Genomic DNA, 25,800 nt, shown 5'->3' with positions numbered 1-25,800 from the left:
CCGCGCATTTTCGCAGACATCGGGGGTCCGCCCGGCGGGCGCCCGCATTCGCCTGCTAGAAAGCGTCCCTTCCGGCGACCCGGGCCACGATCCGCAGGTCCGGCCCGATCCGCTCGATGGTCCTGAATTCCAGCGGCAGCGCGCCGGCCAGGTCGGCCAGCGGTCCGCCGGTGTGGATGCCGGAAGCCATGTCGAGCCCGTCGCCGATGAGCTTGGGCGCCAGGTACACCAGCAGTTCGTCGACCAGGCCCTCGCGCAGCAGCGAGCCGTTGAGCTTGTGGCCGGACTCGACGTGGAGCTCGTTGACCTCGCGCCGGGCCAGATCCCGCAGCATTGCGGCCAGGTCGACCTTGCCCTGTGCATTGGGCAGGTAGGCAATGGTGGCGCCACGCGCTTGTAACGCGGCGGCCTTGGCCTCGTCCTGCGCCGCGGCGTAGATCCAGACGGGCCGCCCGGCCATGAAGATCCGCGCGCCGGGCGGGGTCTGCAATTGGCTGTCGACTATCACCACGTGCGGCTGGCGCGTGGTTTCCACAAGCCGCACGTCGAGCCGGGGATCGTCCTCCAGCACCGTGCCCACGCCGGTCAGCACCGCGCTGGCCCGCGCCCGCCAGGCGTGGCCGTCGGCGCGCGCCGGTTCCGAGGTGATCCATTGGCTCACGCCGTTGCGCAGGCCGGTCTTGCCGTCCAGCGAGGCGGCGGCCTTGAGCCGCACCCAGGGCGTCTTGCGGACCATGCGGCTGAAAAAGCCGATGTTGAGTTCGCGCGCTTCCTCCGCGCCCGGCCCTACCTCGACCGCCACGCCTGCCGCGCGCAGCCGTTCGAAGCCCTTGCCCGCGACCAGCGGGTTGGGATCGGCCAACGACGCCACCACCCGGCCGATGCCCGCCGCCGCCAGCGCATCGCAGCAAGGACCGGTGCGGCCATGGTGCGCGCAGGGCTCGAGCGTGACGAAGGCGGTGGCGCCGGCCACCGAATGGCCGCGCGCCGCGGCATCGCGCAGCGCCATGACCTCGGCATGCGGGCCGCCGACCTGCTGGGTGCGGCCTTGGCCGATCACCGCGCCGTTCGCGTCCACCAGCACGCAGCCGACGCGCGGATTGGGATCGGTCTCCGGCCCGGCCTGGCGTGCGAGATCCAGGGCCTGGGCCATGAAATTCACAATTTCATTTGCATTTGTCATTTTTTATTAAATCAAATCTATTTGGAAATCAATTTAAAAACAATTGAAATCGATGATCCATTGATCCGTTTATTTCGACCGTTTGTCGTTTAGCGGATTGCCAATAAGAATTCGCCAAATAGAATTTTTGAAAAATTGCAGTCAGGGAGAAAACGTCCGCCGCTCCAGCCGTTCTGGCGAGGCGGCGGACGGTACAACATGAAAAACGGATTCTGCGCGTCCGCGAGGGCGCATTTCCGCCGGAGCGGAGCCCCATGTGGCTTCACGCTGGTCGAAATGATGGTCGTCATCGTACTGGTGGCCATCCTGCTGGCACTGGCGCTGCCCAGCTTCAACAGCCTGATCGAGAAGTACCGCGTCGAGGGCATGGCGTCGGCTCTGGTGGCGAGCGTGAGCCATGCGCGTGCAGAGGCGGCTCGGCGCGGGCAGGCCGTGACCATCCGGCAGCGTGCGGAGTGCAGCGGCGCAGACTGGAGCTGCGGCTGGGAAACCGTGGTCGGCAGCGGCACCGGGTTCGAAATCCTCCAGCGGCAAGACCCTGACACGCGCGTTGCAATCCAGAAAAGCGCGCTCGGACCCATGGCCTTCGATCCCATGGGCCATTTTTCGAGCGTCGCCCGCATCAGCTTCCACCCGGTTGGAAGCGCCAGTTCATCCAACGACGTCGCTGTGTGCCTGTCGCTCGGCTGGCGCGTCAGGCGATGCTGAGAGGGCGGAACGTGCCGATCAATTCGATTCGCGCGCCGCGCGGCCAAGCGGGCTTCTCGATGATCGAGGCCCTGGTGGCCATCCTCGTGCTCTCGTTCGGCCTGCTCGCGCTGGCCGGCTTCCAGTTGCGTGTGCTCTCCGACAGCGTGGGCGCGAGCAACCAGAACATCGCCGCGCTGCTGGCCGGCGACATGGCCGATCGCATCCGTGCGAATCCCGTGGCCGGTGCCGTGTCGGCCAGCCCCTACGTGGCCGGCTGGTCGGCGGCGAACGCCACCGCGCCCACCCCCGCCTGCGCAGGAGCGAAGGCCCGTTGCACCGCCGCTCAATTGGCGGCCCACGATCTGTGGACCTGGAAGCAAAGGGTGGCGAGTGCGTTGCCCGGCGGCGTGGCCGACGTGCAGAGCAAGAAGGCCGTCGGCGGCCTGCTGTTCGTGCACATCGCCTGGGACGAACCCGCTGCAGTCAACCCGATCGCACCCGATTCGGCCTGGGGCTGCCCGCGCGGCAAGGCCTGCCAGGAAGCCATCGTCGCGGTGCCACAGCCATGAACAACAAAGCCTTCTCTCACCGCCTGCGGCAGGCCGGCTTCACCCTGGTCGAAATCCTCGTCGCGCTGATCATCGGCATGCTGGTGGTGCTGGCCGCCATGGCCAGCATGCTCGGCACGCGCAGCACCGCTGCGACCGGCGACGACGTCAATGTGCTGCACCATTCGTCGGCGCTGGCATTCAGGCTGCTGGGCCAACAGATCCGGCAGGCCGGCTACTTCCCGATCGATGCCACCGGGCCGCTGTACTACTTCGATGTGAACGCGGGCACCAAGCTCGATAGCGAGCCGGCCTTCTTTGCGATCAAGGGGCAGGAGGCGGCCGCCGGTTCGGTGAACGACACGCTCAAGGTCGGCTTTGCGCCGAATCCGGATTTCTTCCATGACTGCCTCGGCCAAGTGGCCAAGGACAAGGACTCAGGGGGAGCGGCGTACAAGCCCGCCTCTCCCGCGGACCCCGCGAACGTGCGCCTCATCACCAGTGAGTTCTACGTGGTCAACGGCGCCTTGCGGTGCAAGGGCAGCGGTCATACCACGCCGCAGCCGATCATCGACGGCGTCGAGCGCTTCGATGTCATGTACGGCATCGGCGATGCCGGAACCGAACGCGTGGTGCGCTACGTGACGGCCACGAACGTAACGAGCTTCGATCAGGTTCGCACGGTGCGCGTGTGCCTGCAGCTTGCGGGTACTTCCAGGAGCAACCCGGGCGGCAGCTACGTCGATTGCGATGGTTCGTCGCGGACCAGCAGCGACGGCAGGCTGCGCCGCGTCTACACGGCGGTGTTCGCACTGCGCAATCTATGAAGCACTTTCAGGTCCCCGGCAGACGCTCGGCGCAGCAGCGCGGGTTCTCGCTGTTCATCGTGCTCATCATGCTGCTGCTCTCGGCACTGCTCGCGGTGGGCGGTGCGCGGACGGCCCAGCTGCTCGAATCGATGGCGGGCAACCAGCGTGATTACCAGCGTGCCTTCGAGGCCGCCGAAGCCGCGCTGCTGGATGCCGAGCGCGACATCCGGCAGCAGGCCTTCGATGCCACGACCCAGACCTACGTGGCGTGCTCCGCGCTCGTGAGCTCGCCTTGCCGCAAGGCCGCCGATGGCCGCGTGTTTCCCGATCGGGATACCGGCTGGGTGACCGCCTACGTGGGGAAGGGCGCCAACAGCTGCGATCGTGGCATCTGCTACTTCGCCGGGACCGACTCCGTGGTCGCCGCTTCGGGCAGCGAGGCCTACCGGTTCTGGACCCGTTCCGCCTACGTGGACCAGTACGCCGCCTACGGTGCATTCACGGGCGCGCCGACGGCCGGCAATCCGGCCCTGGCCAGCGCCCGGTACTGGATCGAAGTGATCGACCGCGCGCGCAGCGACGAGCCGCTGTACCGGATCACCGCGCTGTCCACCGGCGCGCGCACCGCAAGCACGGGCGGCGGTACGCGGGTCCTGTTGCAGATGTCCTTCGATCCGGCCGCGGTCAGGAAAGTGAATTGAGCATGGCGGGAAGAATAGATATGAACATCCATAGGTTTTCGAGGAACGCCATGCTGTGCGGCCTCGTGCTGGCGCAGACCGCCGGGCACGCCGCGCAATATCCGCTGTCCCAGGCGCCGCGCAACACGGCGGTCAAGGAGCCGGCGCCGAATGTGATCGTGTCGGTCGACAACTCGGGCAGCATGGCGGCGTCGTCGCGAGCGTCGGACGGAAATTGGGCACCGCCGGCCGGAACACCCACGCGGCTCGAAGCGCTGAAGACCGCGCTCAGGGACAACTTCTCGGCGGCCAACATTCCCAACGGCCGGATCCGCCTTTCCTGGCAGGCGATGAACAACAACAAGGACGGCAGCTGCGTCGGCTTCTTCGGCGACATCGCCCCTGGCATCTATCAGGCCGGCAGTTGTCTCGTCAATGGCCGAGCCAATGCGAACCTGATGCGTTCGCTGGACGACACGCACCGCGCCAATTTCATGAGCTGGGTCGACGCCCTGGCCGCGGAAGGTGGAACACCCTTGCACGCCATGATGACCCGCGCTGGCGAATACATGACGACCACCGGCCGGTACAGCCCGTACTCGAACGACCCTGGCGTGGAGGGCGCCGCCCAATCGAGCTGCCGCAAGGCCTTCCACATCTTCATGACGGACGGCGACTACAACTTCTTCGGCTTCAACCCGGATCCCGCGGCGCTCAACATGCCGGCCATCGGCAACGCGGATGGAACGAGTCGCGCCCTGCCTGACGCCGTGACCTATGTGCCGCGCGCGCCCTACAAGGACAACGCGGGTGCCGTCAGCAACAGCGCCAACTGGAGGAAGTACGGTTCCGGGTGGAGGCCGACGGCGGAATACCGGCCCACGTTGGCCGACATGGCATTTCACTACTGGGCCACTGACCTGCAGCCCGATGTCCCCAACAAACTCAAGAAGATCGTTGCCGAGCCCGGCAATGCGACTGTAGGAAAGGCGACGGTCCCAGAGTACTGGAACCCCAAGAACGATCCCGCCACTTGGCAGCACCTGATCACCTACACCATCGGGTTCGGCGCTGCCTCGTCGTGGGCGGGCACGCCGGCCATTTCAGCGAATGCGTCGCAGCCGACCTACAGTGGGGACTATGCAGGACTGGTCGATGGAACCGCTGCCTGGCGGAATCCGTTGGCGAGCACGCTGGAAACGACGGAGTTCACCTGGAACGATGGAAGCGTGACAACGGGAACCCCGCGCTGGAGTTCCGGCGGTGGTGCTTATGGTTATTACCACGAGAGGGCCGACAACGCCGCCGCCGTGCGCATGGACCTCTGGCACGCCGCGCTCAACAGCCGCGGCACCTTCACGCCAGCGGCGAATGCGAAGGCGCTCAGCGATGCCTTCCGGTCCATCCTCTCGCAGATCCTGCTCAACACCAGTGCCTCGCTGACCTCGATCTCGGCCAGCGGCTCCAGGGTTTCGACCGCCACTTCGGCCTACCAGGCCGGCTACGACACGGCCGACTGGTCGGGCAAGCTGACGGCCACTCCGTTCGGCAGCAATGGCAAGCTGGCCGCCGCGCCCGCGTGGTCGGCGCGCGAACTGCTTGATGCGCGCATGGCTGTGCCCGGCGCGCACGACGGCAATCGCAAGGTGCTGAGCTTCTCGGGCACCAGCGCCGCGGCCAGCGGGGCGGGCGTGCCGTTTCGGTGGGCCAACCTGAGCGAGGCGCAGAAGGCGGCGCTCAAGGGCAGCACCGCCACCGACGCGGCAAGCACCGCACTCGGCCAGGGCGTGCTCGACTTCCTGCGCGGCGACCGCAGCAACGAGGGCGCCGGCCTCAACCTGCGCAAGCGCGGCCATGTGCTGGGGGACATCGTGGGCTCCAGCGTCCGGTATGTGGGGAAGCCCAACAGCGGCTTCACCCATGAAGGCTATGCCGCATTCGCCTCGACCATCGCCCGCGCGCCGATGGTCTATGTGGGTGCCAACGACGGCATGCTGCATGCCTTCAACGCGGGCACCGGCCAGGAGGCGTTCGCCTATGTGCCGGAAGGCGTCTATGGCACGGCGGCGGCGCCCCAGCTCAAGAAGCTCAGCGAAAGCACCTACTCGCACAGGTACTACGTCGACGGCAGCCCGTTCGTGGCCGACATCTACATGGGTTCGGCCGCCGACGCCAAGGCCACCGACACCGAGAAGGCGAAGCTGTGGAAGTCCTTCCTCGTGGGGACGCTGGGGGCGGGCGGCAAGGGGTATTTCGTGCTCGACGTCACCAAGCCCGAGAACATCGGCGAGGCCAACGCCGCCGGCGTGGCCCTGATCGATACCACCGCCCTTGCCGACGACGACCTCGGCCACCAGTTCCAGCAACCCGTGCTCGATTCCTTTTCGAGGCGCGCGCTGCAGGTGGCGCGGCTCAACAACGGCCGCAGGGCCGTGATCCTGGGCAACGGCTACAACAGCACGAGCGAGAAGGCGATGCTGTGGATCCAGTACCTCGACGGCGACAAGTCCGTGCTGAAGATCCCCGCGCCGGCCACGCAGGCCGCCGGCACCGGCAACGGGCTGTCGGCACCGCAGGTGGTGGACAGCAACGGCGATGGCAAGGTCGACTACGTCTATGCCGGCGACCTGCTCGGCAATCTCTGGAAGTTCGACCTGAGCAGCGCCAAGAGCAGCGACTGGAAGGCCACCCTGGGCGCATCGAGCCTGGACGACGCGCCGCTGTTCGCCGCCGGCGCCACGCAGCCGATCACGGCCGCGCCGCTGGTCGTCGACCATCCGCGCGGCGGCTACATGGTGATGTTCGGCACCGGCCGGCTGTTTGCCGCCGGCGACGAAGGCAGCACCGCCCAGCAGTACCTGTACGGCGTCTGGGACCGCGCCAACGGCAGCACGGGCACCGCGGCGCTGGCCGACCTGGTGGCGCAGACCATCGGAACCGGCACGGTCAAGGAAGGCGACGTGGAATTCCGCACCGCGTCGAACCACGGCGTGAGCTACAGCGGCTCGGGCGGCAAGCGCGGCTGGTACCTCCAGCTGGGAACCGCCGGCGAACGCATCGTCTATCCAGGCGATGCGCTGAGCGGCAGCGCGGGGCTGTTCTCGTCCACCATTCCCGGTTCGGCGAGCAATTCGCTCGACTGCGCGCCGGGCACCAGCGACGACGGCTGGTCGATGGTGGTCGACTTCTTCAGCGGCGTGGTCCCCGACGGCATTGCCTACAACGGCTCCACCAGCGCGCTGGGCAGCTACCTCGGCTTCCGGAACCACTCAGGCCGCGACGACATCGTCTTCCGGCCGCAGGACGCCGCTGAAAAAGGCAAGCACGTGATCTGCAATGCGGCCGGCGGCTGCAACGAGACCGAGCTGCCGCAAGCCGTGCGCCGCTTCGGCTGGCGCAACCTGATCTCGTCGAACTGACGCCGCAGCGCTCCCCGAGCCATGAACAAACATCCTGAAATGCAGGCCCGCAAAGAGCGGATTCGCCCGCGCGGCTTCACGCTGGTCGAACTCATAATCGTGACGGCGGTGATCGCCATCCTGGCCGCGATCGCCTACCCGAGCTACACGCGCTACGTGTTGCGGGCCAAGCGGGCCGATGCCAAGCAGCAGTTGCTGCAGGCGGCCCAATGGACCGAGCGCTACCTGACGGCCAACGGCCAATATCCGCCTTTAACCGTTGCGCTGCCGGCGGGGCTGAACCAGGCGCCATCCTCCGGCACGGCAAACTACACCATCAGCTATGCGGCCCGGGACGCGACCAGCTACACGCTGCGGGCCGTGCCGCAGGGCGCATCGGCCGCCGACGAATGCAAAACACTCACGGTGAACCAGCAGGGCGTCAAGCTGGCGGCCGGCCAGACCAGCGCTTCGAATGCGCTGGTGCAGGCCTGCTGGAACCGCTGAGCGCGGGGCTCTTCTTCAGATGTCGCGCAGCAGCTGCCGGAACTCGTCCACGTCCTCGAAGCTGCGGTAGACCGAGGCAAAGCGCACGTAGGCCACCTTGTCGAGCTTTTTCAGCTCGCGCATCACGAGTTCGCCCACCTTGGTCGAATCGATCTCGCGCAGGCCGCTGGCCAGCAACTTCTGCTCGATGCGCAGCAGGGCGTTGTCGATCTGCTCGATGCTGACCGGGCGCTTGCGCAGCGCCAGCATCATCGAGGCGCGGACCTTGCCCGATTCGAAGTCGGCGCGGCTGCCGTCCTTCTTGACGACCACCGGAAAGTTGACGTCTGGCCGCTCATAGGTGGTGAAGCGCTTGTCGCAGGCGCTGCACTGGCGGCGCCTGCGCACGAAGTCGGCGTCTTCCGAAACGCGGGTCTCGACGACCTGCGTTTCGAGATGACCGCAAAAAGGACATTTCATGCGGCCACTTCTTGCCGGATCAGCGGTAGACCGGGAACCGGCTCGTCAGCGCGTGCACCTTTGCGCGGACCGCATCGATGTTGGCGGCGTCGCGCGGGTTCTCGAGCACGTCGGCGATCAGGTTCGCGGTGATGCGCGCCTCTTCGTCCCTGAAGCCGCGCGTGGTCATGGCCGGGGTGCCGATGCGCACGCCGCTGGTGACCATCGGCTTTTCGGGGTCGTTGGGGATCGCGTTCTTGTTGATCGTCATGTGGGCGCTGCCCAGCACGGCTTCGGCTTCCTTGCCGGTGATGCCCTTGGCGCGCAGGTCGACGAGCATCACATGGCTTTCGGTGCGTCCGCTCACGATGCGCAGGCCGCGCTCGGTGAGGGTGTCGGCCACGATCTGGGCGTTCTTGACCACCTGCTGCTGGTAGGCCTTGAACTCGGGCGACATGGCTTCCTTGAACGCGACGGCCTTGGCGGCGATCACGTGCATGAGCGGGCCGCCTTGCAGGCCCGGGAAGATCGCGCTGTTGATGGCTTTCTCGTGCTGCGACTTCATCAGGATGATGCCGCCGCGCGGGCCGCGCAGGCTCTTGTGGGTGGTGGAGGTGACCACGTCGGCATGCGGCACCGGGTTGGGGTACACGCCCGCGGCCACGAGCCCGGCGTAGTGGGCAATGTCGACCATGAAGATCGCGCCCACGTCCTTGGCCACCTTGGCAAAGCGCTCGAAGTCGATGCGCAGCGAATAGGCCGAGGCGCCCGCGATGATCAGCTTGGGCATGTGCTCGTGCGCCTTGCGTTCCATCGCGTCGTAGTCGATGGCTTCGTTGGCGTCCAGGCCGTAGCTCACCACGTTGAACCACTTGCCGCTCATGTTGAGGGGCATGCCGTGGGTCAGGTGGCCGCCTTCGGCCAGGCTCATGCCCATGATGGTGTCGCCGGGCTTCAAAAAGGCCAGCATCACGGCCTCGTTGGCCGAGGCGCCGCAATGCGGCTGCACGTTGGCGGCGTCGGCGCCGAAGATCTGCTTGACGCGGTCGATGGCCAGCTGCTCCGCCACGTCGACATGCTCGCAGCCGCCGTAGTAGCGCTTGCCCGGGTAGCCTTCGGCGTATTTGTTGGTGAGCTGCGAGCCCTGCGCGGCCATGACGGCCGGCGAGGCGTAGTTTTCGCTCGCGATCAGTTCGATGTGGTGTTCCTGGCGCGCGTTTTCGGCCTGGATGGCAGCCCAGATTTCGGGATCGGTCTGTTCGACCAGGATGTTGCGGTGGTACATGGCAGTCCTTTGAAGACGAGGTCCTTGTTCTTCAACCAAACAAGGGCTGCCCAGGCGAACGGCTGAACGCCTGTATGGATGCCAGGCGGCACGCTTCCCAGTGGTATTCCACGTCAGCGCAGGGCACCGTGCGGGGTGCTGCGCCTATCGCCAGTCGCGTACGGGGTGAAGTGTAGCGCAGGGGCTCAGGAAACGCCCGACAGCAGGGCCACTTTCTGCGGGTCCGCTGCCGGCTCGGCCGCCTGTTGCGGCTTGGGCGGCACGGCAACCGGAATCGGCTGGGCCTGCGCACGCACGACCGGCGCCGCGGGCGTTGACATGGTCGGCGGATTGCGGCCATTGGCCACCTGAACCAGGCGTTCGTGCTCGGCCAGCACCTTGCCGGCATAGCCGCCGTCGTCCTCGAGGTTGGCCGCGCCCACGTAGTAGCGCAGGCCGCCTTCGAGCGAGCCGGCGCGGGCGATGCATTCCTGCAGCACCTTCACGCCCACGCGCATGTTGGTCACCGGGTCGAAGGCGGTGAGCGTGCCGCCCGCGCTTTCGTACTTGTCGCCGTGCACGCGTGTCATGACCTGCATCAGGCCCTGGGCGCCGACCTGGCTCTGGGCGAAGGGATTGAAGCTCGATTCGACGGCCATGATGGCCAGGATCAGCGTCGGGTCGAGCTTGGTGCGCTTGCCCAATTGATAGGCCTCCGCAACCAGCACGCTCAGCGGCTCGGCCGCCACGCGGTACTTCTTGCTGAGCCAATAGGCCACGGCGGCCTGCTGCTTGGGCAGGTCGCCGGGGCTCGCGGCCGTGGTGCGCACGATGGCGGTCGGCTCCAGGTCGGTGGCTTCGGGCGCGGGCTTGCGCGACTGCAGCCAACCCATGAGCTGTTCCTCGCCGGTCTTGCGCAGGTCGGGCCGCGCCACCAGGGCGAGGGCCGCGAACACGATGGCCAGGCCGACCAGTGCAAACCCGTTGTGGGTGATCTCAAAAAAGCCGTCTGCCACATCGGACACAAAGGTCCTCAGCCCGCGGGCCGTGGCATCAAACGCCTTGTTCATCGCTCTTCCTTTCTGTGCGGCACCTGGTCGCAGCGCCGCGGGGGCGATGGATGAAGGCAGCGGCGCTTGGATTGGTACGAATCAGGCTCCGCGCATGGAGGTGTAGGGGGTGGAGCGCGGCGGCCTGATCAAGCCGGGGGAACTCGGCAGCGGATTCAGGTGGCCCCTGCTGGGTCTGGGGCAGGCCAGGGGCAGGCGGGATTCTAGCGCGGCTAAATACCCGGTCAAGTATAAGAACCTATTCCCTTATGTGATTACATATTTAAACAAAATCTAAGGGAAAACCCTTGGAAGACGGCATTGCAATGCAAGGATGGGGCGCCTAATCTGAACACGCCTGAGTTCTCAGGCGGTTTTCCGAAATCCTACGGCCCGAGGTGCAAGTCAAGGGTTGGAACGATGGAGGATCCATGGCGGCAATCTCTTGCTGCCAGCACGGCAGGAACCATTGACTTCCGGTCGCGCGAAACGATGGCATGGGTTTTGTGCCCGCCATCAAGCCCGGTAATGAGACTTTTCGTCGAATTGCCGGGCTTTCTTGTTTCTGGCTCCAAGCTTCTTTGCGGCACACTCCCGCGATGGATGTAGCTTCGCTCAAACAAAACAAATGGGTGCGACGTGGGATCGTCGCGTTGCTGGTTCTGCTGGCGCTCTGGGTCATCGCCTGGCTCGCGGTGCCGCCAATTGCGAAGAGCCAGCTCCAGAAGATCGCGAGCGAGAAGCTGGGCCGGCAGGTCACGGTCGGCAAGATCGATTTCAAGCCCTGGACCCTCGAGCTCGCGCTGAACGACCTGCGTATTGCCACGGCCGACGGCAGCCGGCCCCAGGTGGCGGTCAAGCGCATCTATGCCGACGCCGAACTGCAGTCGATCCTGCGGCTGGCGCCGGTGATCGATGCGGTGACGGTCGAGGCGCCGGCCATCCTGCTCACGCACCAGGCCGACGGCAAGTACGACATCGACGACATCCTGGCCAAGCTCGCGGCCGGCCCGCCGCCCGATCCCAAGGCCGAACCGGCGCGCTTTGCGATCTACAACATCTCGATCAGGGACGGCGCGGTCGATTTCGACGACCAGACCGTCAAGCGCAGGCACGAACTGCGCGGCTTCGTGCTCAACGTGCCGTTCCTGAGCAACTTGGCCTCCAAGCGCGACATCAACACCGAGCCCAAGCTGGCTTTCGCGCTCAACGGCGGCAAGTTCGATTCGGCGGCCCTCACCACGCCGTTCGCGGCAAGCCGCAAGACCGACGCCCACGTGCAGTTCAAGGGGCTCGACCTGGCGCCGTACCTGGGCTACATCCCGGGCGGCCTGCCAGTGCAGCTGCAGGCGGGCAGCCTGGATGCCGACCTGAAGATCGACTTCGAGCAGGCCGCCACGGCCGGCCTCAAGATCACCGGCACGGTCGAGGCGCACAAGGCCAAGCTCGGCGATGCGCGGGGGCGGGACCTCCTGGGTTTCGATTCGCTCAAGCTGGCGCTGGCCGACGTGCGGCCGCTGGAAGCGGTGTTTCACCTGAGCGAGGTGGCGCTGGCCAATCCGCAGCTTGCGGTCGCGCGCGACGCCAAGGGCCAGCTCAACCTGCTGGCCACCGATCCGGCCACCGGAGCGGCAGAGAAGGTGGCGAAAGCCCCCGCCGCCGCCGCAAGCGCGCCGAACGGCAAGGCCCCCGAAAAGCCGAAGCTGAAGGTCCGCGTCGATAAGGTGGCTCTCAGCGGCGGGCGCATCGGATGGCGCGATGAAACCGTCCAGCCGGCCGCGGCCATCGAGACGACTGCGCTCGGCCTCGACCTGACCGAGCTCACCTGGCCCATGGAGAAGCCGGCCCGGTTCAGCGGCAGCACCGCCATTGCCGGCGCCACGCTCAAGTTCCAGGGCAGCGCCACCGACAAGGTGGCCGAGGTGCAGACCGAGGTCGACGCGCTGCCGCTGTCGCTGGCGGCCCCCTACCTGGCGCAGAGCCTGGAGCCCACGCTCGACGGCAAGCTCAGCGGCCAGGTCGAGGTTGCCTGGGCCCAGCCCGACCTGCGCTTCAAGGCGCGGCGCGTGGCCGTCGACGGCCTGGCGCTCACCCAGGCGAAGACCGCGCTGGCAAGCGTCGGGCGCTTCGAGCTGATCGACGCCGAAGCCGACATGACCAAGCACACGCTCGACGTGGCCTCGTTCACCGCCACCAACCCGAAGGTGCAGGTCGAGCGCGACAGCGAAAAGCGCTGGATGTTCGAGCGCTGGCTCAAGACGCCGGCCGGGAACGGCGGCACGGCGCAGGCCAAGGCGGCCGCGCCCAAGCCTGCCGGCGCCGGCCCCGAGGCGGCCCCGCCCGGCGCCAACACCAAGCCCTGGGCATTGACCATCGGCACCCTGGCGGTCGACAACGGCACGCTGTCCTATGCCGACAAGGCCAGCGCCACGCCGGTGGCCGTGGAGATCACGGCCTTCAGCCTGAAGGCGCAGAAGGTCGCGCCCGAAACCGCCACGGTCTCGCCCTTGCAGGTTTCGGGGCGCATCGGCTCCCGCCGCTCGGAGCCGGGGCGCTTCGACTACAAGGGCAACGTGGTGCTCAAGCCGCTTTCGGCCGAGGGCCGGCTCGAAGTGGCCTCGTTCCCGGCCCATGCCTTCAAGGCCTACTACGCCGACGCGCTCAACGTCGACATCCGCCGCGCCTTCGCCAGCTACAAGGGGACGGTGCGCTACGCGAGCGCGCCGGCCGGCATGACGATCAAGCTGGCCGGGGACACGGCGCTGGACGACTTCCGCGCCAACAGCATCTCGCTGACGCAGTCGCCGGGCTTCGACCGCAACACCAACCAGCTGCTGAGCTGGAAGACCCTGAGCCTGCGCGGCCTGCAGGTGAGCATGGCGCCCAATGCCGCACCGGCGGTGGATGTGCGCGAAACCACGCTGACCGATTTCTTCGCCCGCGTGATCGTCGACCCGACCGGCCGGCTCAACCTGGTGAACCTCACCAAGAAGGGCGAGGCGGACGCCAACGCCGCTGCCGCGGCCAGCGCGGAGGTCAAGACCCGGCGCAGCCTCGGCGGAACCACCACCACGACGCGCGGCGGACCGCAGCAGCCTTCGGGTGGCGGCGGCGGTGCGCCGGTGTCGGCCGAGGCCATGGTCGGCGGCGGTCCCGAGCCTGCCAAGCCGGCCGCGGCGCCCACCGCAACCGCGCAGGCCGAGGCCGATGCGGGGCCCAGGCCGGTCATCAACTTCGGCCCGATGAGCCTGGTCAACGGCCGCATCGACTTCACCGACCTGTTCGTGAAGCCCAACTATTCGGCCGACCTGAGCGAGCTGACCGGCAAGCTCAGCTCCTTCTCGTCGAACCCGCCCAAGGGCGAGGGCGGCCGTCCCGCGCTGGCCGACCTGGAACTGCGCGGCAAGGCGCAGCAGACCGCCGCGCTGGAAATCACCGGCAAGCTCAACCCGCTGGCCAAGCCGCTGGAGCTCGACATCACCGCCAAGATGCGCGATCTCGACCTCGCACCGCTGTCGCCATACTCGGTGCGCTACGCCGGCCACGGCATCGAGCGCGGCAAGATGAGCATGGACGTCAACTACAAGATCGCACCCGACGGCCAGCTCACGGCCTCCAACAAGCTGGTGCTCAACCAGCTGCAGTTCGGCGACGAAGTGCAGGGCGCGCCCAACAGCCTGCCGGTGCGGCTCGCGGTGGCCCTGCTGGCCGACCGCAACGGCGTGATCGACGTGGACCTGCCGCTCAGGGGCTCGCTCAACGATCCGCAGTTCAGCATCGGCCCGCTGATCTTCAAGGCGGTGGTCAACCTGATCGTCAAGGCCGTGACCTCGCCGTTCAGCCTGCTGACCGGCGGACTGGGCGGCGGCAGCGGCGAGTCGAGCACCATCACCTTCGAGCCCGGAAGCGCCGTGCTCAGCGCCACTGCCAAGGAGAGCCTGGACAAGGTCGTGAAGGCGCTGACCGATCGCCCGAACCTGCGGATGACGGTGGTCGGCACCGCCAGCCTCGAAAAGGAGCGCGACGCCTATCAACGCCAGCGCCTGCGCCAGCTCGCCCAGGCCGAGAAGCGGCGCGTGGCGGTGCGCGGCGGCCAGGACGGCACCGAGGTGCCGCCCCTGACCGATGCCGAATACCCCGAGCTGCTGACCGCCGTGTACAAGCGCGCGGACATCACCAAGCCGCGCAACATGGTCGGCCTGGCCAAGGACCTGCCGGTGAAGGAAATGGAAAACCTGCTGCTTGCGAGCATTCCGGTCGACGAGGAGTCGATCCGCCAGCTGGCCGTGGAGCGCGGCGCCGTGGTGCGCGACTACCTGCTGGCCCAGAAGCTGCCGAGCGAGCGCCTGTTCCTCGGCGCCGTGAAGACCAAGGCGAGCGGTGACGACTGGAAGCCCGGCGCCGAGCTCGACCTGGCCATGAAGTGACGAACGCCCACTTGGTTTTCCGCTCCGCCTCGCCATATAGGTAGCCATCCCGCGCCGCTTCCGGCAGCCATTTGGCTGCGGTTGCGGCATGGAATTCAACCGCCCGCCACAACTGGGTGAAAATGTCGATGTGCGCCGGCCTTTGCCGGCGCCTTCGCTTTCTCTCTTCAGACAACGATTTCGCGCAAGTGACCTCTACTTCTTCCAAGCCACACGACCTCCAGGCCCTCGACACGCTCACCGGCGGCGCCTTCACCGCGCCAACTTCGGGCGAGCGCGCCGCGCGCATCCGCGACTGGCTCGCAGGCAACCCCGCGCCCGAGCAGATGCAGGAAGTCTTCAAGGAGCTGAGCGGCCGCGACAAGGGCGCCGCGCGCCTGCTGCGCGAAAAGCTCGACGAACTCAAGCGCGCCAAGAGCCAGGAGACCATTGCCGCCGAATGGGCACAAAAGGCCGAGGCGCTGCTGGCCCAGCCCAAGCTCAACATCGCCGATGCGCTCGCCTGGCAGCGCGACGCCGCCAAGGCCGGCGCGCCCCTCTCGCGCGAACCGCTCGCGGGGTTCAAGGTGCAGTTGGCCGAACGCGTCAAGGGCATCGAAGACCTGCAGCACCGCGCCCAGGTGCACCGCGAGGCCGCCGTGCTGCTGGCCCAGCGCTTCGAGGTGCTGTCGACCAAGGGCTGGCAGGACGCCCAGGCCGCCGAGGAATCGCTGCGCGCCGATGTGGCCCACTGGCAGCAGCAGGCCGCCGACATCACGGCCGATGCCAACTGGAACAGCCTGGATGCCAGGTTTGCCCCGCAGCTCGAAGCGTCGAAGGCGCAGTTGCTGGTCGTCTCCGATGCGTTCCATGCGGCATTGGCCCAGGCGCAGGCCGCGGCCGCCGACGCTGCCGCCCCCTTGCCGCCGGTGCCGGTGTGGGCCGATGAACTGCGCGCCGCGCGCGGCGAAGTCGTCGCACCCAAGGCGGCGCCCGCCAAGCCCGCGGCGCCCAAGGTCGACCCGGCCGTGCGTGCAGCGGCGCAGGACGCCGTGCAGGCGGCCCTGGCCAAGCTCGAACAGGAAACCGCCGAAGGCCACGGCAAGGCCAGCGCCGGCGCGGCCGCCGCACTGCGCGCGGTGCTGAAGGAACACGGCAAGCTGGTCGAGGCACCGCTCGAGGCGCGCGTGCATGCGGCGCTGGTCGCAGCCGGCGAGCTCGAAGGCTGGCAGCGCTGGAGCGCCGACAAGGTGCGCGAAGACCTCGTCGCCAAGGCCGAAGGCCTGCTCAAGCGCCCCGAAGGCCAGGCCCTTGGCGGCCGCAAGATGCAGGAAACGCTGCGCTCGCTGCGCGACCAGTGGAAGCAGGCCGACCAGGGCGGCGTGCCGAACCATGCGCTGTGGAAGCGCTTCGACGAGGCCTGCAACGAAGCCCACAAGGTGGTCGAGGCCTGGCTCGAGAAGGTGCGCGCCGATGCGGCCGAGCACCGCGCGCACCGCGTGGCGCTGATCGAAGAAGTGCGGGCCTGGGCGGCCGAGCACGCCAATCCCACCGACCTGAAGGCGCACAACCGCGCGCTGCATCAGTTTGCCGACCGCTGGCGCGATGCCGGCCACGTGGGCGAGAAGCTCTTCGCCGAACTGCAGCCGCAGTGGAACGAAGCCTTCGGCGCCGCGCGCGCTCCTTTCGAGGCGGCGCAAAAGGCCAGCATCGAACGGCGCCAGGCCATGATCGCGGAAGCCGCCGAGCTCGGCGCCCAGCCCATGCTGCGCATCGATGCCGTCAAGGCGCTGCAGCAGCGCTGGCAGGCCGAGGCCCAGAGCGTGCCGCTCGACCGCCGCCATGAGCAAAAGCTGTGGGACGCGTTCCGCGCACCCATCGACGAAGCCTTCAACCGCAAGACCGCCGAGCGCGAAAAGGTCTCCTCTGCAATGAGCGAGCACGACCGCCATGTGCTCGAGGCCTCCAAGGCACTGGACGCGGCCAATGCCGGCGGCGACGTGCAGAAGATCCGCGCCGCCATCGCGCGGCTCGAAGCCGCGCTGCGCGGCGAGGCGCCTCCGCCGGCACCTGCCGCAAAGCCTGAGCCCTCGAGCGACGGCCCCGCCGTGGGCGCCACCGAAGTGGTTGCGCCCGGACAGGCCGCGGCCGAGTTCGGCGAGAGCGCCGAGCAGGCGCCGGGCTCGAGCGACGCGGAAGCCCAGCCGGGCACGCACGCTCCGGCCCATGCCGCGGCCAGCCCGGACCTCGTCGCGCCGGCCGACGGTGCCGACGCATCGGCGCGCTCCGACGTGGCGGCACATGACGCCGGCGAAGCTGCCGCGGCCGAAGAAGCCAAGGCACCGCCCGCACCGCCGAAGCCCGCGCCCAAGCCCGTGGTCGCGGTGCGCGGCGACGACCGTCCCGGCAACAAGAAGGCCGAGGCCGTGCCCGCAGGCCGTGCAGGCGGCCGCTTCGGCGATCGGCGCGACGGTGCCCGTCCGGGGCCGGGCGGCCCTGGCCGTCCCGGCGATCGCGGCGCGGCGCGTCCCGATGGCCGTGGCGGCGACCGCGGTGCGCCGGCCGGACGCTTCGGCGACCGTCCGCCGCGCTTCGAGGACCGTGGTCCGCGGCTCGGCGACGCCGCTTTCCGCGCCCAGCGCGAAGCGCTCGAGCGCGCCGACCTCGCGCTGCGCAAGCTTGCGGCGCAGGCCCACGGCGAAGCGCTCACGCAGGTGCTCGGCGCATGGGAACAGCGCGATGCCTCGCGGCTGCCCAGCGTGCAGGAACTCGGACGCGCGGTGACGCCCGCGGTGCGCAGCGGCTGGTCCCAGGCCATCGGCACGGCGCCCAAGGCCGCGCCCGATGAAGCTGCCGAAGCGCTGCTGCGCCTCGAAATGGCCGCCGAAGTGCCGACGCCGGCCGAGCAGCTCGACGCACGCCGTGCATTACAACTCAAGCTGCTGACCAAGCGCGGCGATCCGGCGCCGGCCCAGACCTGGGGCCAGGACGCCGGCAAGGTGCTGGCGGCGGCCCATGACCCTGCGAGCGCGCGCCGTTTGCAGAATGCACTGAAGGCGCTGCTGCGCAAGTAGGCGGGATCGTCGTCCTGCCAAAGAAGAAAAGCGCCCGCGGGCGCTTTTCTTTTGCCCGGCCGCGCGCGGCGATCAGGCCTGGCCGCGTCCGAAGAATTCGTCGAAGAGCGCGAGCACCGACGGAAAATCCCGCGCAAAGGCCGTGCGGTTCACGAAGTAGGCCTCGCAGGCCACCGCGAAGAATTCGCTGATCGACACCGCCCCGTAGTCGTCGAGCCATGGCGGCTCCGCGCCGAAGCGCTCGGCCAGGATGGTTTTCTCGCGGAAGTCCTCGTACGCCGGCTGCAGCACCGCGAGCCAGGCGGCGCGGGCCTCGCGTGCGCTGCGCTTGCCCGCAAAGCCGGGCGGCAGCGGCGGGCAGCCGTCGGCGTCGCCTGCGCGCATGTCGATCTTGTGGGCGAATTCGTGGATCACGACGTTGTAGCCGCCGCCGGTCGTGATGCCGCTCGCGAGCACGTCCTGCCAGCTCAGCATCACCGGCCCGCGGTCCATGGCCTCGCCGGCCACCACTTCGTCGTATTCGTGCACCACCTGCGCCTCGTCGACGATCTTGCGCCGCGCGACGACCTCCGACGGATGCACCACGATACCGACGAAATCGTCGTACCAGTCCAGCCCGCCCTTCAGGTTGAGGATCGGCAGCACCGCCTGTGCGGCGATGGCCAGTGCGACCTCGTCGGTGATGACGAAGCCCTGGGTGCCGTGGAACTCCTTGTCGCGCAGAAATTCGGCCGCCAGGGTGCGCAGCCGCTGCTGGGCGGCGGCGGGCAATGCGCCAAGAAAGGCATAGCGCTCGAGCGTGGCCTGCCAGGCGTCTTCAGGAATGGAGGGAAGGGCGCGCAGCCGGCGCAGCCACTTGAACATACCCGCGCTAGCGCAGATCGACGCGCTGTGCGCCGGCGGGGGACAGGCACAGCAGCTGCGCGCGCGGCGGATGGGCTGCGGCATCCCAGTCGCTGAGCACCAGGCGCCTGAGGCCGTCGCCCAGGTCGTGATCGGCCGGGCGGTGCGTGTGGCCGTGCACCAGCGTGTGCGCGCGCGCCTGCTGCAGCCACTGGCGCGCGGCGCCGCCGTCCACGTCGGCCCAGACGGCCGAGGGATTGCGCTTGCGGTCTTCGCTTTGCGCGCGCATGGAGCGCGCGAGCGCACGGCGCTCGGCCAGCGGCCTGGCCAGGAAGGCGGCCTGCCATTCGGGCGTGCGCACCTGGGCGCGGAACTGGAGGTAGTCGGTGTCGTCCAGGCAAAGGATGTCGCCATGGCTCAGCAGCCAGCGTTCGCCATGCAGCACCAGCACCGTGGGGTCGTCCAGCAGCGTGAAGCCGCACTGGGCAGCGAGCGCCGGGCCCACGAGGAAGTCGCGGTTGCCGTGCATGAAGTACACCGGCAGCCGCTCGGCCGTGCGGCGCAGCAGCTCGGCGCATTCGGCCTCGAAGCCGGGCAGGGCGGCGGCGTCGTCGCCCACCCACACCTCGAACAGGTCGCCCAGGATGACGAGCGCATCGGCCGGCGTGGTCTCCAGATAGCCGCGCCAGGCCTCGAAGGTGGCGGGCTCGTCGGCCTGCAGGTGCAGGTCGGAGATCAGGTCGACGGTGCGCCACGCGGGCGGGGCGAGCAGTTCCTTGAAAACCGGAGGTTCCGCCATGCCCGTGCCGCGCCGCGTTCGTTCGCCGGTCCGCGCGTTATTCCGCGACGAGGACGGCCTTCTCGATGACCACGTCCTCGAGCGGCACGTCGTCGTGGAAGCCCTTGCGGCCCGTCTTCACGGCCTTGATCTTGTCCACCACGTCGGTGCCGCCGGTGACCTTGCCGAACACCGCGTAGCCCCAGCCTTGGGCCGAGGGCGCGGTGTGGTTCAGGAAGCCGTTGTCGGCCACGTTGATGAAGAACTGGGCGGTGGCCGAGTGCGGTGCGCTGGTGCGCGCCATGGCGACGGTGTAGTTGTCGTTCTTGAGGCCGTTGTTGGCTTCGTTCTCGATCTCGGCGCCGGTGGGCTTTTGCTTCATGCCGGGCTCGAAGCCGCCGCCTTGCACCATGAAGCCCGGGATCACGCGGTGGAACACCGTGTTGTCGTAGTGACCGTTCTTCACATAGTTGACGAAGTTCTCGGCCGACTTCGGCGCCTTGGCGCTGTCGAGTTCGAGCGTGATCACGCCGTAGTTCTTGATGTGGAGTTCGACTTTGGGGTTGCTCATGAGGGAGTCCTTCCTTCGGATGTTCGGAAATTATTTCGCCAGTGTGGCGGACTTGATGATGATGGGCTCGAGCGGCACGTTCTGCATGCCGCCCTTGTTACCGGTTTGCCCGGCACGGATCTTGTCGACCACCTCGGTGCCGGCCACGACGCGGCCGAACACCGTGTAGCCGTAGCCGTCGGGGTTGGGCGCGTTGAGCGAATCGTTGTTCTTCACGTTGATGAAGAACTGCGAGGTGGCCGAATTCGGATTGCCCGTGCGCGCCATTGCGATGGTGTAGCGGTCGTTCTTCAGGCCGTTGCTGGCTTCGAGCGGAATGGGCGCGCGCGTGGGTTTTTGCTGCATGTCGGCCGTGAAGCCGCCGCCCTGGATCATGAAGCCGTCGATCACGCGGTGGAACACGGTGCCGTCGTAGTGCTTGTCCTTGACGTACTGCAGGAAGTTCTCGACCGTCTGGGGTGCCTTGGCCTGGTCGAGCTCGACCAGGATGTCGCCGGCCGAGGTGGCGAGCTTCACGCGCGGGCCGGGCTGCTGTGCATGGACGGCGCCGGCAAGTGCGAGCGAGGCGGCCAGCACGAGCGCGCCGCGGCGGCTGAAGCGGGTGGACAGGGAAGGGGCTTGGATCGTCAAGGATGGCTCCGTGTGCGAATGATGTGGGGCGCGGGCCGGGCAATGCAAGCGGCCGTGGCCAGGATGCTGCCGGCGGTTGTCGTTTTACTTGCTGGCGCGGCCGACCGGCTTGCGGGCTTCAGGCGGTGCCGCCGGCAGGGCCGCGGCATCGGCCTCGGCCTTGGGCGTGAAGATCTGGCGGATCAGCGAGAGCTTGGGCGCCACGCTGGCGTTGGTGCTGGCGAATTGCTGCGCTCGCACATATTCCTGGGCCGCCAGGCGGGCGTACACGTCGCCGAGGTTCTCGTGCGCGGTGGCGTAGTTGGGGTTGAGCCTGAGCGCCTGCTCCAGCGCGGCGCGCGCCTGGTCGAACTTGCTCTGCGCTGCATAGAGCGCGGCCAGGTTGTTGTAGGGCTCGGGCAGTTCGGGGAAATCCTGCGTCATCTGCGTGAACGCGGCAATGGCCTCGTTCTGCTTCTTCTGCTCGGTGAGGATCACGCCGCGCAGGAAGCGCATCTGCGGATCGCGCGGCTTGCCGGCGATGTAGGCGTCGGCCTTGGCGAGCGCCTCGTTCGACTTGCCCTGGCGCAGCAGGGTGTTCACGTCGTCGTAGTCGTTGGCGTAGGCCGCGGAACCCCACAGGCTGAACAGCAGTGCGAAGGCGATGGAGAGTTTGGAGAACGCGACGTGCTTCATGAAGCCTCGGCAGGAGTGGGAAATGCGGGCTTCGAAAACACCCGGAATGGACACGGCAGCAGCCGTTTATACTGCGGTGCATTGTAGCCGAGGGGCCATGTCCAACCCCTCGTGGCCACTGTCCCGTCACCCCTGAAATACACCGTCGTTCGCCCGTACCGCACGAGCGCGAAGCGACGCTTTCCGAGCCTCATGAGTCTGCGCATCTACAACACGCTTTCGCGTGAACTGGAGGAGTTCTCCCCATTGCAACCGGGCCGGGTGCGCATGTACGTGTGCGGCATGACGGTCTATGACCTCTGCCATCTGGGCCATGCGCGCTCGATGATCGCCTTCGACCTGGTGCAGCGCTGGCTCAAGGCCAGCGGCCTGGCCGTGACCTACGTGCGCAACATCACCGATATCGACGACAAGATCATTCGCCGCGCGGTCGAGAACGGCGAAACCATCCGTTCGCTCACCGACCGCATGATCGATGCGCTGCACGAAGATGCCGATGCGCTCGGCATCGAGCGGCCCACCCACGAACCCCGCGCCACCGACTACATCCCGCAGATGCTGTCGATGATCGGCACGCTCGAGAAGAAGGGCCTGGCCTACCGCGCGGAGAACGGCGACGTGAACTACGCGGTGCGCAAGTTTCCGGGCTACGGCAAGCTCAGCGGCAAGTCCATCGACGAGCTGCACGCGGGCGAGCGCGTGGCGGTGCTCGACGGCAAGGACGATCCGCTCGACCCGGTGCTCTGGAAGAGCGCCAAGCCGAGCGAACCCGAAGAAGTGAAGTGGGCCAGCGAGTTCGGCCCGGGCCGCCCCGGCTGGCACATCGAGTGCTCGGCCATGGCTTGCGAGCTGCTGGGTGAAACGCTCGACATCCATGGCGGCGGCGAAGACCTGCAGTTCCCGCATCACGAGAACGAAATTGCGCAGAGCGAAGGCGCAACCGGCAAGCCGCTGGCCAACTACTGGATGCACAACGGCTTCATCGTGACCGACAACGAGAAGATGTCCAAGAGCCTGGGCAACTTCTTCCTGATCCGCGACGTGCTCAAGAAGTACGACGCCGAGACCATCCGCTTCTTCGTCGTGCGGGCGCACTACCGCCGCCCGCTCAACTACAGCGACGTGCATCTCGACGACGCCCGCGCCTCGCTCAAGCGGCTCTACACGTCGCTCGACCTGGTCGCGCCGCAGGCGTTGGCGGCCATCGACTGGAACGATCCGTATGCGGCGCGCTTCAAGGCCGCAATGGACGAGGACTTTGCAACGCCCGAGGCCGTGGCCGTGCTGTTCGACCTGGCGGGCGAAGTGAACCGCACGCAGTCGCCCGCGCAGGCCGGGCTGCTGAAGGCGCTCGGCGGATGCCTGAACATCCTGCAGGACGACCCGAAGCGCTTCCTGCGCGCGGGCACCACGCTGGACGAGGCGACCATCCAGGCGCAGATCGATGCGCGCGCGGCCGCCAAGGCCGCAAAGAACTTCGCCGAGGCCGACCGCATCCGCAACGACCTCCTGGCGCAGGGCATCGTGCTCAAGGATTCGCCCACCGGCACAACCTGGGCCGCAGCGCAGTGAACGGAACCACGAATCCCATGCCTGCTTCCTCGAAAAACCCGGCGGTCCAGATCTTCACGCCGGACTATTGGGAAGAGGCCTGCAAGCACCTGTCCAGGAAGGACCGCGTGATGAAGCGGCTGATCCCGAAGTTCGGCGATGCCTGCCTCGAGTCGCGCGGCGACGCATTCACCACGCTCGCACGCAGCATCGTGGGCCAGCAGATTTCGGTGAAGGCCGCGCAGACCGTGTGGGACAAGTTCGTGGTGCTGCCGCGCAAGCTCACGCCGGCCAACGTGCTCAAGCTCAAGGTCGACGACATGCGCGCGGCGGGGCTGTCGGCGCGCAAGATCGAGTACCTGGTGGACCTGGCCATTCACTTCGATTCGGGCGCGGTGCACGTCGATGCCTGGAAGGACATGGCCGACGAACTCATCATCGACGAGCTCGTGGCCATCCGCGGCATCGGCCGCTGGACGGCCGAGATGTTCCTCATCTTCCACCTGATGCGCCCCAACGTGCTGCCGGTCGACGACCTGGGCCTGCTCAACGGCATCAGCGTCAACTATTTTTCGGGCGATCCCGTGAGCCGCAGCGATGCCCGCGACGTTGCCGTGGCCTGGGCCCCGTATTGCAGCGTGGCGACTTGGTATATTTGGCGATCGCTCGACCCGGTACCGGTCGCATACTGAACAACAGGAGAAGACGTTGGCGAAACGAACCTTCCTCGACTTCGAGCAGCCCATTGCTGAACTCGAAACAAAGATCGAAGAACTGCGCTATGTACAGACCGAATCGGCGGTCGACATCTCGGAGGAAATCGACCAGCTCGGCAAGAAGAGCCAGCAGCTCACCAAGGACATCTACAGCGACCTGACGCCCTGGCAGATCACCAAGATCGCGCGGCATCCGGAGCGGCCCTACACGCTCGACTACGTCAACGAGATCTTCACCGACTTCGTCGAACTGCACGGCGACCGGCACTTTTCGGACGACCTCTCCATTGTGGGCGGCCTGGCGCGCTTCAACGGCACGCCCTGCATGGTGCTCGGCCACCAGAAGGGGCGCGACACCAAGGAGCGCACCGCGCGCAACTTCGGCATGAGCAAGCCCGAGGGCTACCGCAAGGCGCTGCGCCTCATGAAGACGGCCGAGAAGTTCAAGCTCCCGGTCTTCACCTTCGTCGATACGCCCGGTGCCTATCCGGGCATCGACGCCGAGGAGCGCGGCCAGTCCGAAGCCATCGGCCGCAACATCTACGAGATGGCGCAGCTCGAGGTGCCGATCATCGTCACCATCATTGGCGAAGGCGGCTCCGGCGGCGCGCTGGCCATTTCGGTGGGCGACCAGCTCGTGATGCTGCAGTATTCGATCTACTCGGTCATCAGCCCCGAAGGCTGCGCCTCCATTCTCTGGAAGACCAGCGACAAGGCGCAGGAAGCGGCCGATGCCCTCGGCATCACGGCGCACCGCCTGAAGGCGCTGGGCCTGGTCGACAAGATCGTGAACGAACCGGTCGGCGGCGCGCACCGCGACCACCGCCAGATGGCCGCTTTCCTCAAGCGCGCGCTCAACGACGCCTTCCGCCAGGTCAGCGACCTGAAGCCGAAGGAACTGCTCGAGCGCCGCTACGAACGCCTGCAGAGCTACGGGCGCTTCAACGACACCAAGGCCGACACCGGCAGGTAAACAAGCCAGCGCGCTGCTCCTTCCATGAACGAAGCCTTCGAACGCGCCATGGCCGCGTTCGAGCCGGCGCATCTGCCGCTGGCGGTGGGCTTCAGCGGCGGCGCGGATTCCACGGCGCTGCTTGCCGCTTGCGCCTCGGCCTGGCCCGGGCAGGTGCTTGCCTTTCATGTGCACCACGGCCTGCAGGCCGCGGCCGATGATTTCGAGCGCCATTGCGCGGCCGTGTGCGAACGCCTCGGCGTGCCGCTCGCGGTGCACCGCGTGGACGCGCGCCATGCGCAGGGCGACAGCCCCGAAGATGCGGCGCGCCGCGCCCGCTACGACGCTTTTGCAGCCATGGCGCGCATGGATACGGCGCTTGGCGCTATCGAATCGATAGTCCTCGGGCACCATGCGGACGACCAGGTCGAAACCCTTCTGCTGGCCCTCTCCCGGGGCGCCGGCCTGCCGGGCCTCGCGGCCATGCCCGCGCATGCGCGGCGCAACGGGCTGGACATCTACCGCCCGCTGCTGGCCGTGCCCGGAGCCGACATCCGCGCGTGGCTCAAAAGCGTCGACCTGCCGTGGATCGAGGACCCGACCAACGAGGACGAGCGCTACACCCGCAACCGGATCCGGGCCGTGCTGCTGCCCGCGCTCGCACGGACCTTCCCGCAGTTCCGCGCCACCTTCGCGCGCAGCATCGGCCATGCCGCGCAGGCGCAGGAACTGCTGGGCGAACTCGCGGCGCAGGACCTGGTCGTGGTGGGCAACCCGCCCCGCATCGCCGCGCTGCAGGCGCTTTCACGCGCGCGGCAGGCCAATGTGCTGCGGCACTGGCTGATGCAGGCGCACGGCTGCGCGCCCAGCGCGGCGCAGCTCGACCAGCTGCTGGACCAGGTCCGGGCCTGCACCACCCGCGGCCACCGGATCCACCTCAAGGTGGCCAATGGATTCGCCCAGCGCAGGGGCGACCTGCTGCATTGGTACAATTCCGGGCCCTCGCCCAAGGCTTCGCGCTGACGGCTTGCAGGGCGC

Annotated in this window: 21 protein-coding genes and 1 riboswitch; of the genes, 12 read left to right on the top strand and 9 right to left on the bottom strand. The window is 67.7% G+C overall.

All coding sequences use genetic code 11. The features are described 5' to 3' along the window. Positions 1–55 precede the first annotated feature (55 nt). The gene (gene ribD, locus ACAM58_RS15000; RefSeq protein WP_012748207.1) at positions 56–1,183 is read right to left on the bottom strand and encodes a bifunctional diaminohydroxyphosphoribosylaminopyrimidine deaminase/5-amino-6-(5-phosphoribosylamino)uracil reductase RibD; all 1,128 of its coding nucleotides are present in this window, start codon (positions 1,181–1,183) and stop codon (positions 56–58) included. A gap of 198 nt (positions 1,184–1,381) precedes the next feature. Between ribD and ACAM58_RS14995 the strand changes: the two genes are divergently transcribed. The 6 genes from ACAM58_RS14995 to ACAM58_RS14970 are packed head-to-tail and all read left to right on the top strand — an operon-like array spanning position 1,382 to position 7,815. Continuing rightward, positions 1,382–1,891: a GspH/FimT family protein gene (locus tag ACAM58_RS14995; protein ID WP_080515745.1), complete on the top strand. Its 510-nt coding sequence runs from the start codon at positions 1,382–1,384 to the stop codon at positions 1,889–1,891. Between the two features lie 11 nt (positions 1,892–1,902). Then, on the top strand, positions 1,903–2,442 hold the full coding sequence (gene pilV / locus ACAM58_RS14990; RefSeq protein WP_369663071.1) for a type IV pilus modification protein PilV: 540 nt from the start codon (positions 1,903–1,905) through the stop codon (positions 2,440–2,442). After that, entirely contained in the window at positions 2,439–3,248 is an 810-nt protein-coding gene (locus ACAM58_RS14985) for a PilW family protein (protein ID WP_012748204.1), read from the top strand. Before pilV ends, ACAM58_RS14985 begins: the two co-directional genes overlap by 4 nt. Continuing rightward, positions 3,245–3,931 carry a PilX N-terminal domain-containing pilus assembly protein gene (locus ACAM58_RS14980; RefSeq protein WP_012748203.1) on the top strand — a complete coding sequence of 229 codons (687 nt, stop codon included), beginning with the start codon at positions 3,245–3,247 and terminating at the stop codon, positions 3,929–3,931. The genes ACAM58_RS14985 and ACAM58_RS14980 overlap by 4 nt, the downstream gene beginning before the upstream one ends. A 50-nt stretch (positions 3,932–3,981) precedes the next feature. Further along, positions 3,982–7,329 (top strand): PilC/PilY family type IV pilus protein, encoded by a 3,348-nt coding sequence (locus ACAM58_RS14975; protein ID WP_012748202.1) that lies wholly within the window; start codon positions 3,982–3,984, stop codon positions 7,327–7,329. Between the two features lie 39 nt (positions 7,330–7,368). Beyond that, the gene (locus ACAM58_RS14970) at positions 7,369–7,815 is read left to right on the top strand and encodes a type IV pilin protein (protein WP_012748201.1); all 447 of its coding nucleotides are present in this window, start codon (positions 7,369–7,371) and stop codon (positions 7,813–7,815) included. Between the two features lie 15 nt (positions 7,816–7,830). Here the strand turns inward: ACAM58_RS14970 and nrdR are convergent, their stop codons facing one another. From nrdR to ACAM58_RS14955, 3 genes are all read right to left on the bottom strand, one after another. Continuing rightward, positions 7,831–8,274, bottom strand: a complete 444-nt coding sequence (gene nrdR, locus ACAM58_RS14965; protein ID WP_012748200.1) for a transcriptional regulator NrdR — start codon at positions 8,272–8,274, stop codon at positions 7,831–7,833. Between the two features lie 19 nt (positions 8,275–8,293). After that, on the bottom strand, positions 8,294–9,538 hold the full coding sequence (gene glyA / locus ACAM58_RS14960) for a serine hydroxymethyltransferase (RefSeq protein WP_012748199.1): 1,245 nt from the start codon (positions 9,536–9,538) through the stop codon (positions 8,294–8,296). Positions 9,539–9,579: 41 nt separating this feature from the next. Next, a riboswitch (ZMP/ZTP riboswitch) is annotated at positions 9,580–9,706 on the bottom strand. Between the two features lie 17 nt (positions 9,707–9,723). Next, entirely contained in the window at positions 9,724–10,587 is an 864-nt protein-coding gene (locus ACAM58_RS14955) for a lytic transglycosylase domain-containing protein (RefSeq protein ID WP_041945524.1), read from the bottom strand. Between the two features lie 578 nt (positions 10,588–11,165). On the opposite strand from ACAM58_RS14955, the gene ACAM58_RS14950 reads away from it, so the two are divergent. Both ACAM58_RS14950 and ACAM58_RS14945 read left to right on the top strand, forming a co-directional pair. Further along, positions 11,166–14,993 carry a DUF748 domain-containing protein gene (locus ACAM58_RS14950; RefSeq protein ID WP_369663070.1) on the top strand — a complete coding sequence of 1,276 codons (3,828 nt, stop codon included), beginning with the start codon at positions 11,166–11,168 and terminating at the stop codon, positions 14,991–14,993. A 188-nt stretch (positions 14,994–15,181) separates the two neighbouring features. After that, a complete protein-coding gene (locus ACAM58_RS14945) occupies positions 15,182–18,046 on the top strand; it encodes a DUF349 domain-containing protein (RefSeq protein WP_041945697.1) in 2,865 nt (954 codons plus the stop codon). A gap of 72 nt (positions 18,047–18,118) precedes the next feature. Here the strand turns inward: ACAM58_RS14945 and ACAM58_RS14940 are convergent, their stop codons facing one another. From ACAM58_RS14940 to ACAM58_RS14920, 5 genes are all read right to left on the bottom strand, one after another. Then, on the bottom strand, positions 18,119–18,910 hold the full coding sequence (locus ACAM58_RS14940; RefSeq protein ID WP_012748194.1) for a M90 family metallopeptidase: 792 nt from the start codon (positions 18,908–18,910) through the stop codon (positions 18,119–18,121). A 7-nt stretch (positions 18,911–18,917) separates the two neighbouring features. Continuing rightward, positions 18,918–19,688, bottom strand: coding sequence for a UDP-2,3-diacylglucosamine diphosphatase (locus ACAM58_RS14935; RefSeq protein WP_012748193.1), 771 nt, complete (start codon positions 19,686–19,688; stop codon positions 18,918–18,920). A 37-nt stretch (positions 19,689–19,725) separates the two neighbouring features. Further along, entirely contained in the window at positions 19,726–20,238 is a 513-nt protein-coding gene (locus ACAM58_RS14930) for a peptidylprolyl isomerase (protein ID WP_012748192.1), read from the bottom strand. Positions 20,239–20,268: 30 nt separating this feature from the next. Continuing rightward, positions 20,269–20,868 (bottom strand): peptidylprolyl isomerase, encoded by a 600-nt coding sequence (locus ACAM58_RS14925; protein WP_012748191.1) that lies wholly within the window; start codon positions 20,866–20,868, stop codon positions 20,269–20,271. Positions 20,869–20,952: 84 nt separating this feature from the next. Continuing rightward, on the bottom strand, positions 20,953–21,543 hold the full coding sequence (locus ACAM58_RS14920; RefSeq protein WP_012748190.1) for a tetratricopeptide repeat protein: 591 nt from the start codon (positions 21,541–21,543) through the stop codon (positions 20,953–20,955). A gap of 192 nt (positions 21,544–21,735) precedes the next feature. On the opposite strand from ACAM58_RS14920, the gene cysS reads away from it, so the two are divergent. The 4 genes from cysS to tilS are packed head-to-tail and all read left to right on the top strand — an operon-like array spanning position 21,736 to position 25,785. Continuing rightward, positions 21,736–23,115 carry a cysteine--tRNA ligase gene (cysS, locus tag ACAM58_RS14915; RefSeq protein WP_012748189.1) on the top strand — a complete coding sequence of 460 codons (1,380 nt, stop codon included), beginning with the start codon at positions 21,736–21,738 and terminating at the stop codon, positions 23,113–23,115. A gap of 17 nt (positions 23,116–23,132) precedes the next feature. Continuing rightward, the gene (locus ACAM58_RS14910) at positions 23,133–23,786 is read left to right on the top strand and encodes a DNA-3-methyladenine glycosylase (RefSeq protein ID WP_012748188.1); all 654 of its coding nucleotides are present in this window, start codon (positions 23,133–23,135) and stop codon (positions 23,784–23,786) included. Between the two features lie 16 nt (positions 23,787–23,802). Further along, positions 23,803–24,783: an acetyl-CoA carboxylase carboxyltransferase subunit alpha gene (locus tag ACAM58_RS14905; protein ID WP_012748187.1), complete on the top strand. Its 981-nt coding sequence runs from the start codon at positions 23,803–23,805 to the stop codon at positions 24,781–24,783. A 24-nt stretch (positions 24,784–24,807) separates the two neighbouring features. Continuing rightward, complete coding sequence (gene tilS, locus ACAM58_RS14900; RefSeq protein ID WP_369663069.1) at positions 24,808–25,785, top strand: tRNA lysidine(34) synthetase TilS; 978 nt, start codon at positions 24,808–24,810, stop codon at positions 25,783–25,785. The last annotated feature ends 15 nt before the right edge of the window (positions 25,786–25,800 follow it).

The sequence above is a fragment of the Variovorax sp. V116 genome (assembly GCF_041154435.1).
Taxonomy (GTDB): Bacteria; Pseudomonadota; Gammaproteobacteria; order Burkholderiales; family Burkholderiaceae_C; genus Variovorax; species Variovorax paradoxus.
This window is presented reverse-complemented; position numbering and strand designations above follow the sequence as displayed.

Bases quoted from the DNA above. Each gene is read 5' to 3' on its own strand.
- ACAM58_RS14910 (WP_012748188.1), top strand. From the start codon at position 23,133: ATGCCTGCTTCCTCGAAAAACCCGGCGGTCCAGATCTTCACGCCGGAC.
- ACAM58_RS14950 (WP_369663070.1), top strand. From the start codon at position 11,166: ATGGATGTAGCTTCGCTCAAACAAAACAAATGGGTGCGACGTGGGATC.
- ACAM58_RS14930 (WP_012748192.1), bottom strand. From the start codon at position 20,238: ATGAGCAACCCCAAAGTCGAACTCCACATCAAGAACTACGGCGTGATC.
- tilS (WP_369663069.1), top strand. From the start codon at position 24,808: ATGAACGAAGCCTTCGAACGCGCCATGGCCGCGTTCGAGCCGGCGCAT.
- ACAM58_RS14935 (WP_012748193.1), bottom strand. From the start codon at position 19,688: ATGGCGGAACCTCCGGTTTTCAAGGAACTGCTCGCCCCGCCCGCGTGG.
- glyA (WP_012748199.1), bottom strand. From the start codon at position 9,538: ATGTACCACCGCAACATCCTGGTCGAACAGACCGATCCCGAAATCTGG.
- ACAM58_RS14980 (WP_012748203.1), top strand. From the start codon at position 3,245: ATGAAGCACTTTCAGGTCCCCGGCAGACGCTCGGCGCAGCAGCGCGGG.
- nrdR (WP_012748200.1), bottom strand. From the start codon at position 8,274: ATGAAATGTCCTTTTTGCGGTCATCTCGAAACGCAGGTCGTCGAGACC.
- ACAM58_RS14975 (WP_012748202.1), top strand. From the start codon at position 3,982: ATGCTGTGCGGCCTCGTGCTGGCGCAGACCGCCGGGCACGCCGCGCAA.
- ACAM58_RS14920 (WP_012748190.1), bottom strand. From the start codon at position 21,543: ATGAAGCACGTCGCGTTCTCCAAACTCTCCATCGCCTTCGCACTGCTG.
- cysS (WP_012748189.1), top strand. From the start codon at position 21,736: ATGAGTCTGCGCATCTACAACACGCTTTCGCGTGAACTGGAGGAGTTC.
- ACAM58_RS14995 (WP_080515745.1), top strand. From the start codon at position 1,382: ATGAAAAACGGATTCTGCGCGTCCGCGAGGGCGCATTTCCGCCGGAGC.
- ACAM58_RS14970 (WP_012748201.1), top strand. From the start codon at position 7,369: ATGCAGGCCCGCAAAGAGCGGATTCGCCCGCGCGGCTTCACGCTGGTC.
- ACAM58_RS14955 (WP_041945524.1), bottom strand. From the start codon at position 10,587: ATGAACAAGGCGTTTGATGCCACGGCCCGCGGGCTGAGGACCTTTGTG.
- ACAM58_RS14985 (WP_012748204.1), top strand. From the start codon at position 2,439: ATGAACAACAAAGCCTTCTCTCACCGCCTGCGGCAGGCCGGCTTCACC.
- ribD (WP_012748207.1), bottom strand. From the start codon at position 1,183: ATGACAAATGCAAATGAAATTGTGAATTTCATGGCCCAGGCCCTGGAT.
- ACAM58_RS14940 (WP_012748194.1), bottom strand. From the start codon at position 18,910: ATGTTCAAGTGGCTGCGCCGGCTGCGCGCCCTTCCCTCCATTCCTGAA.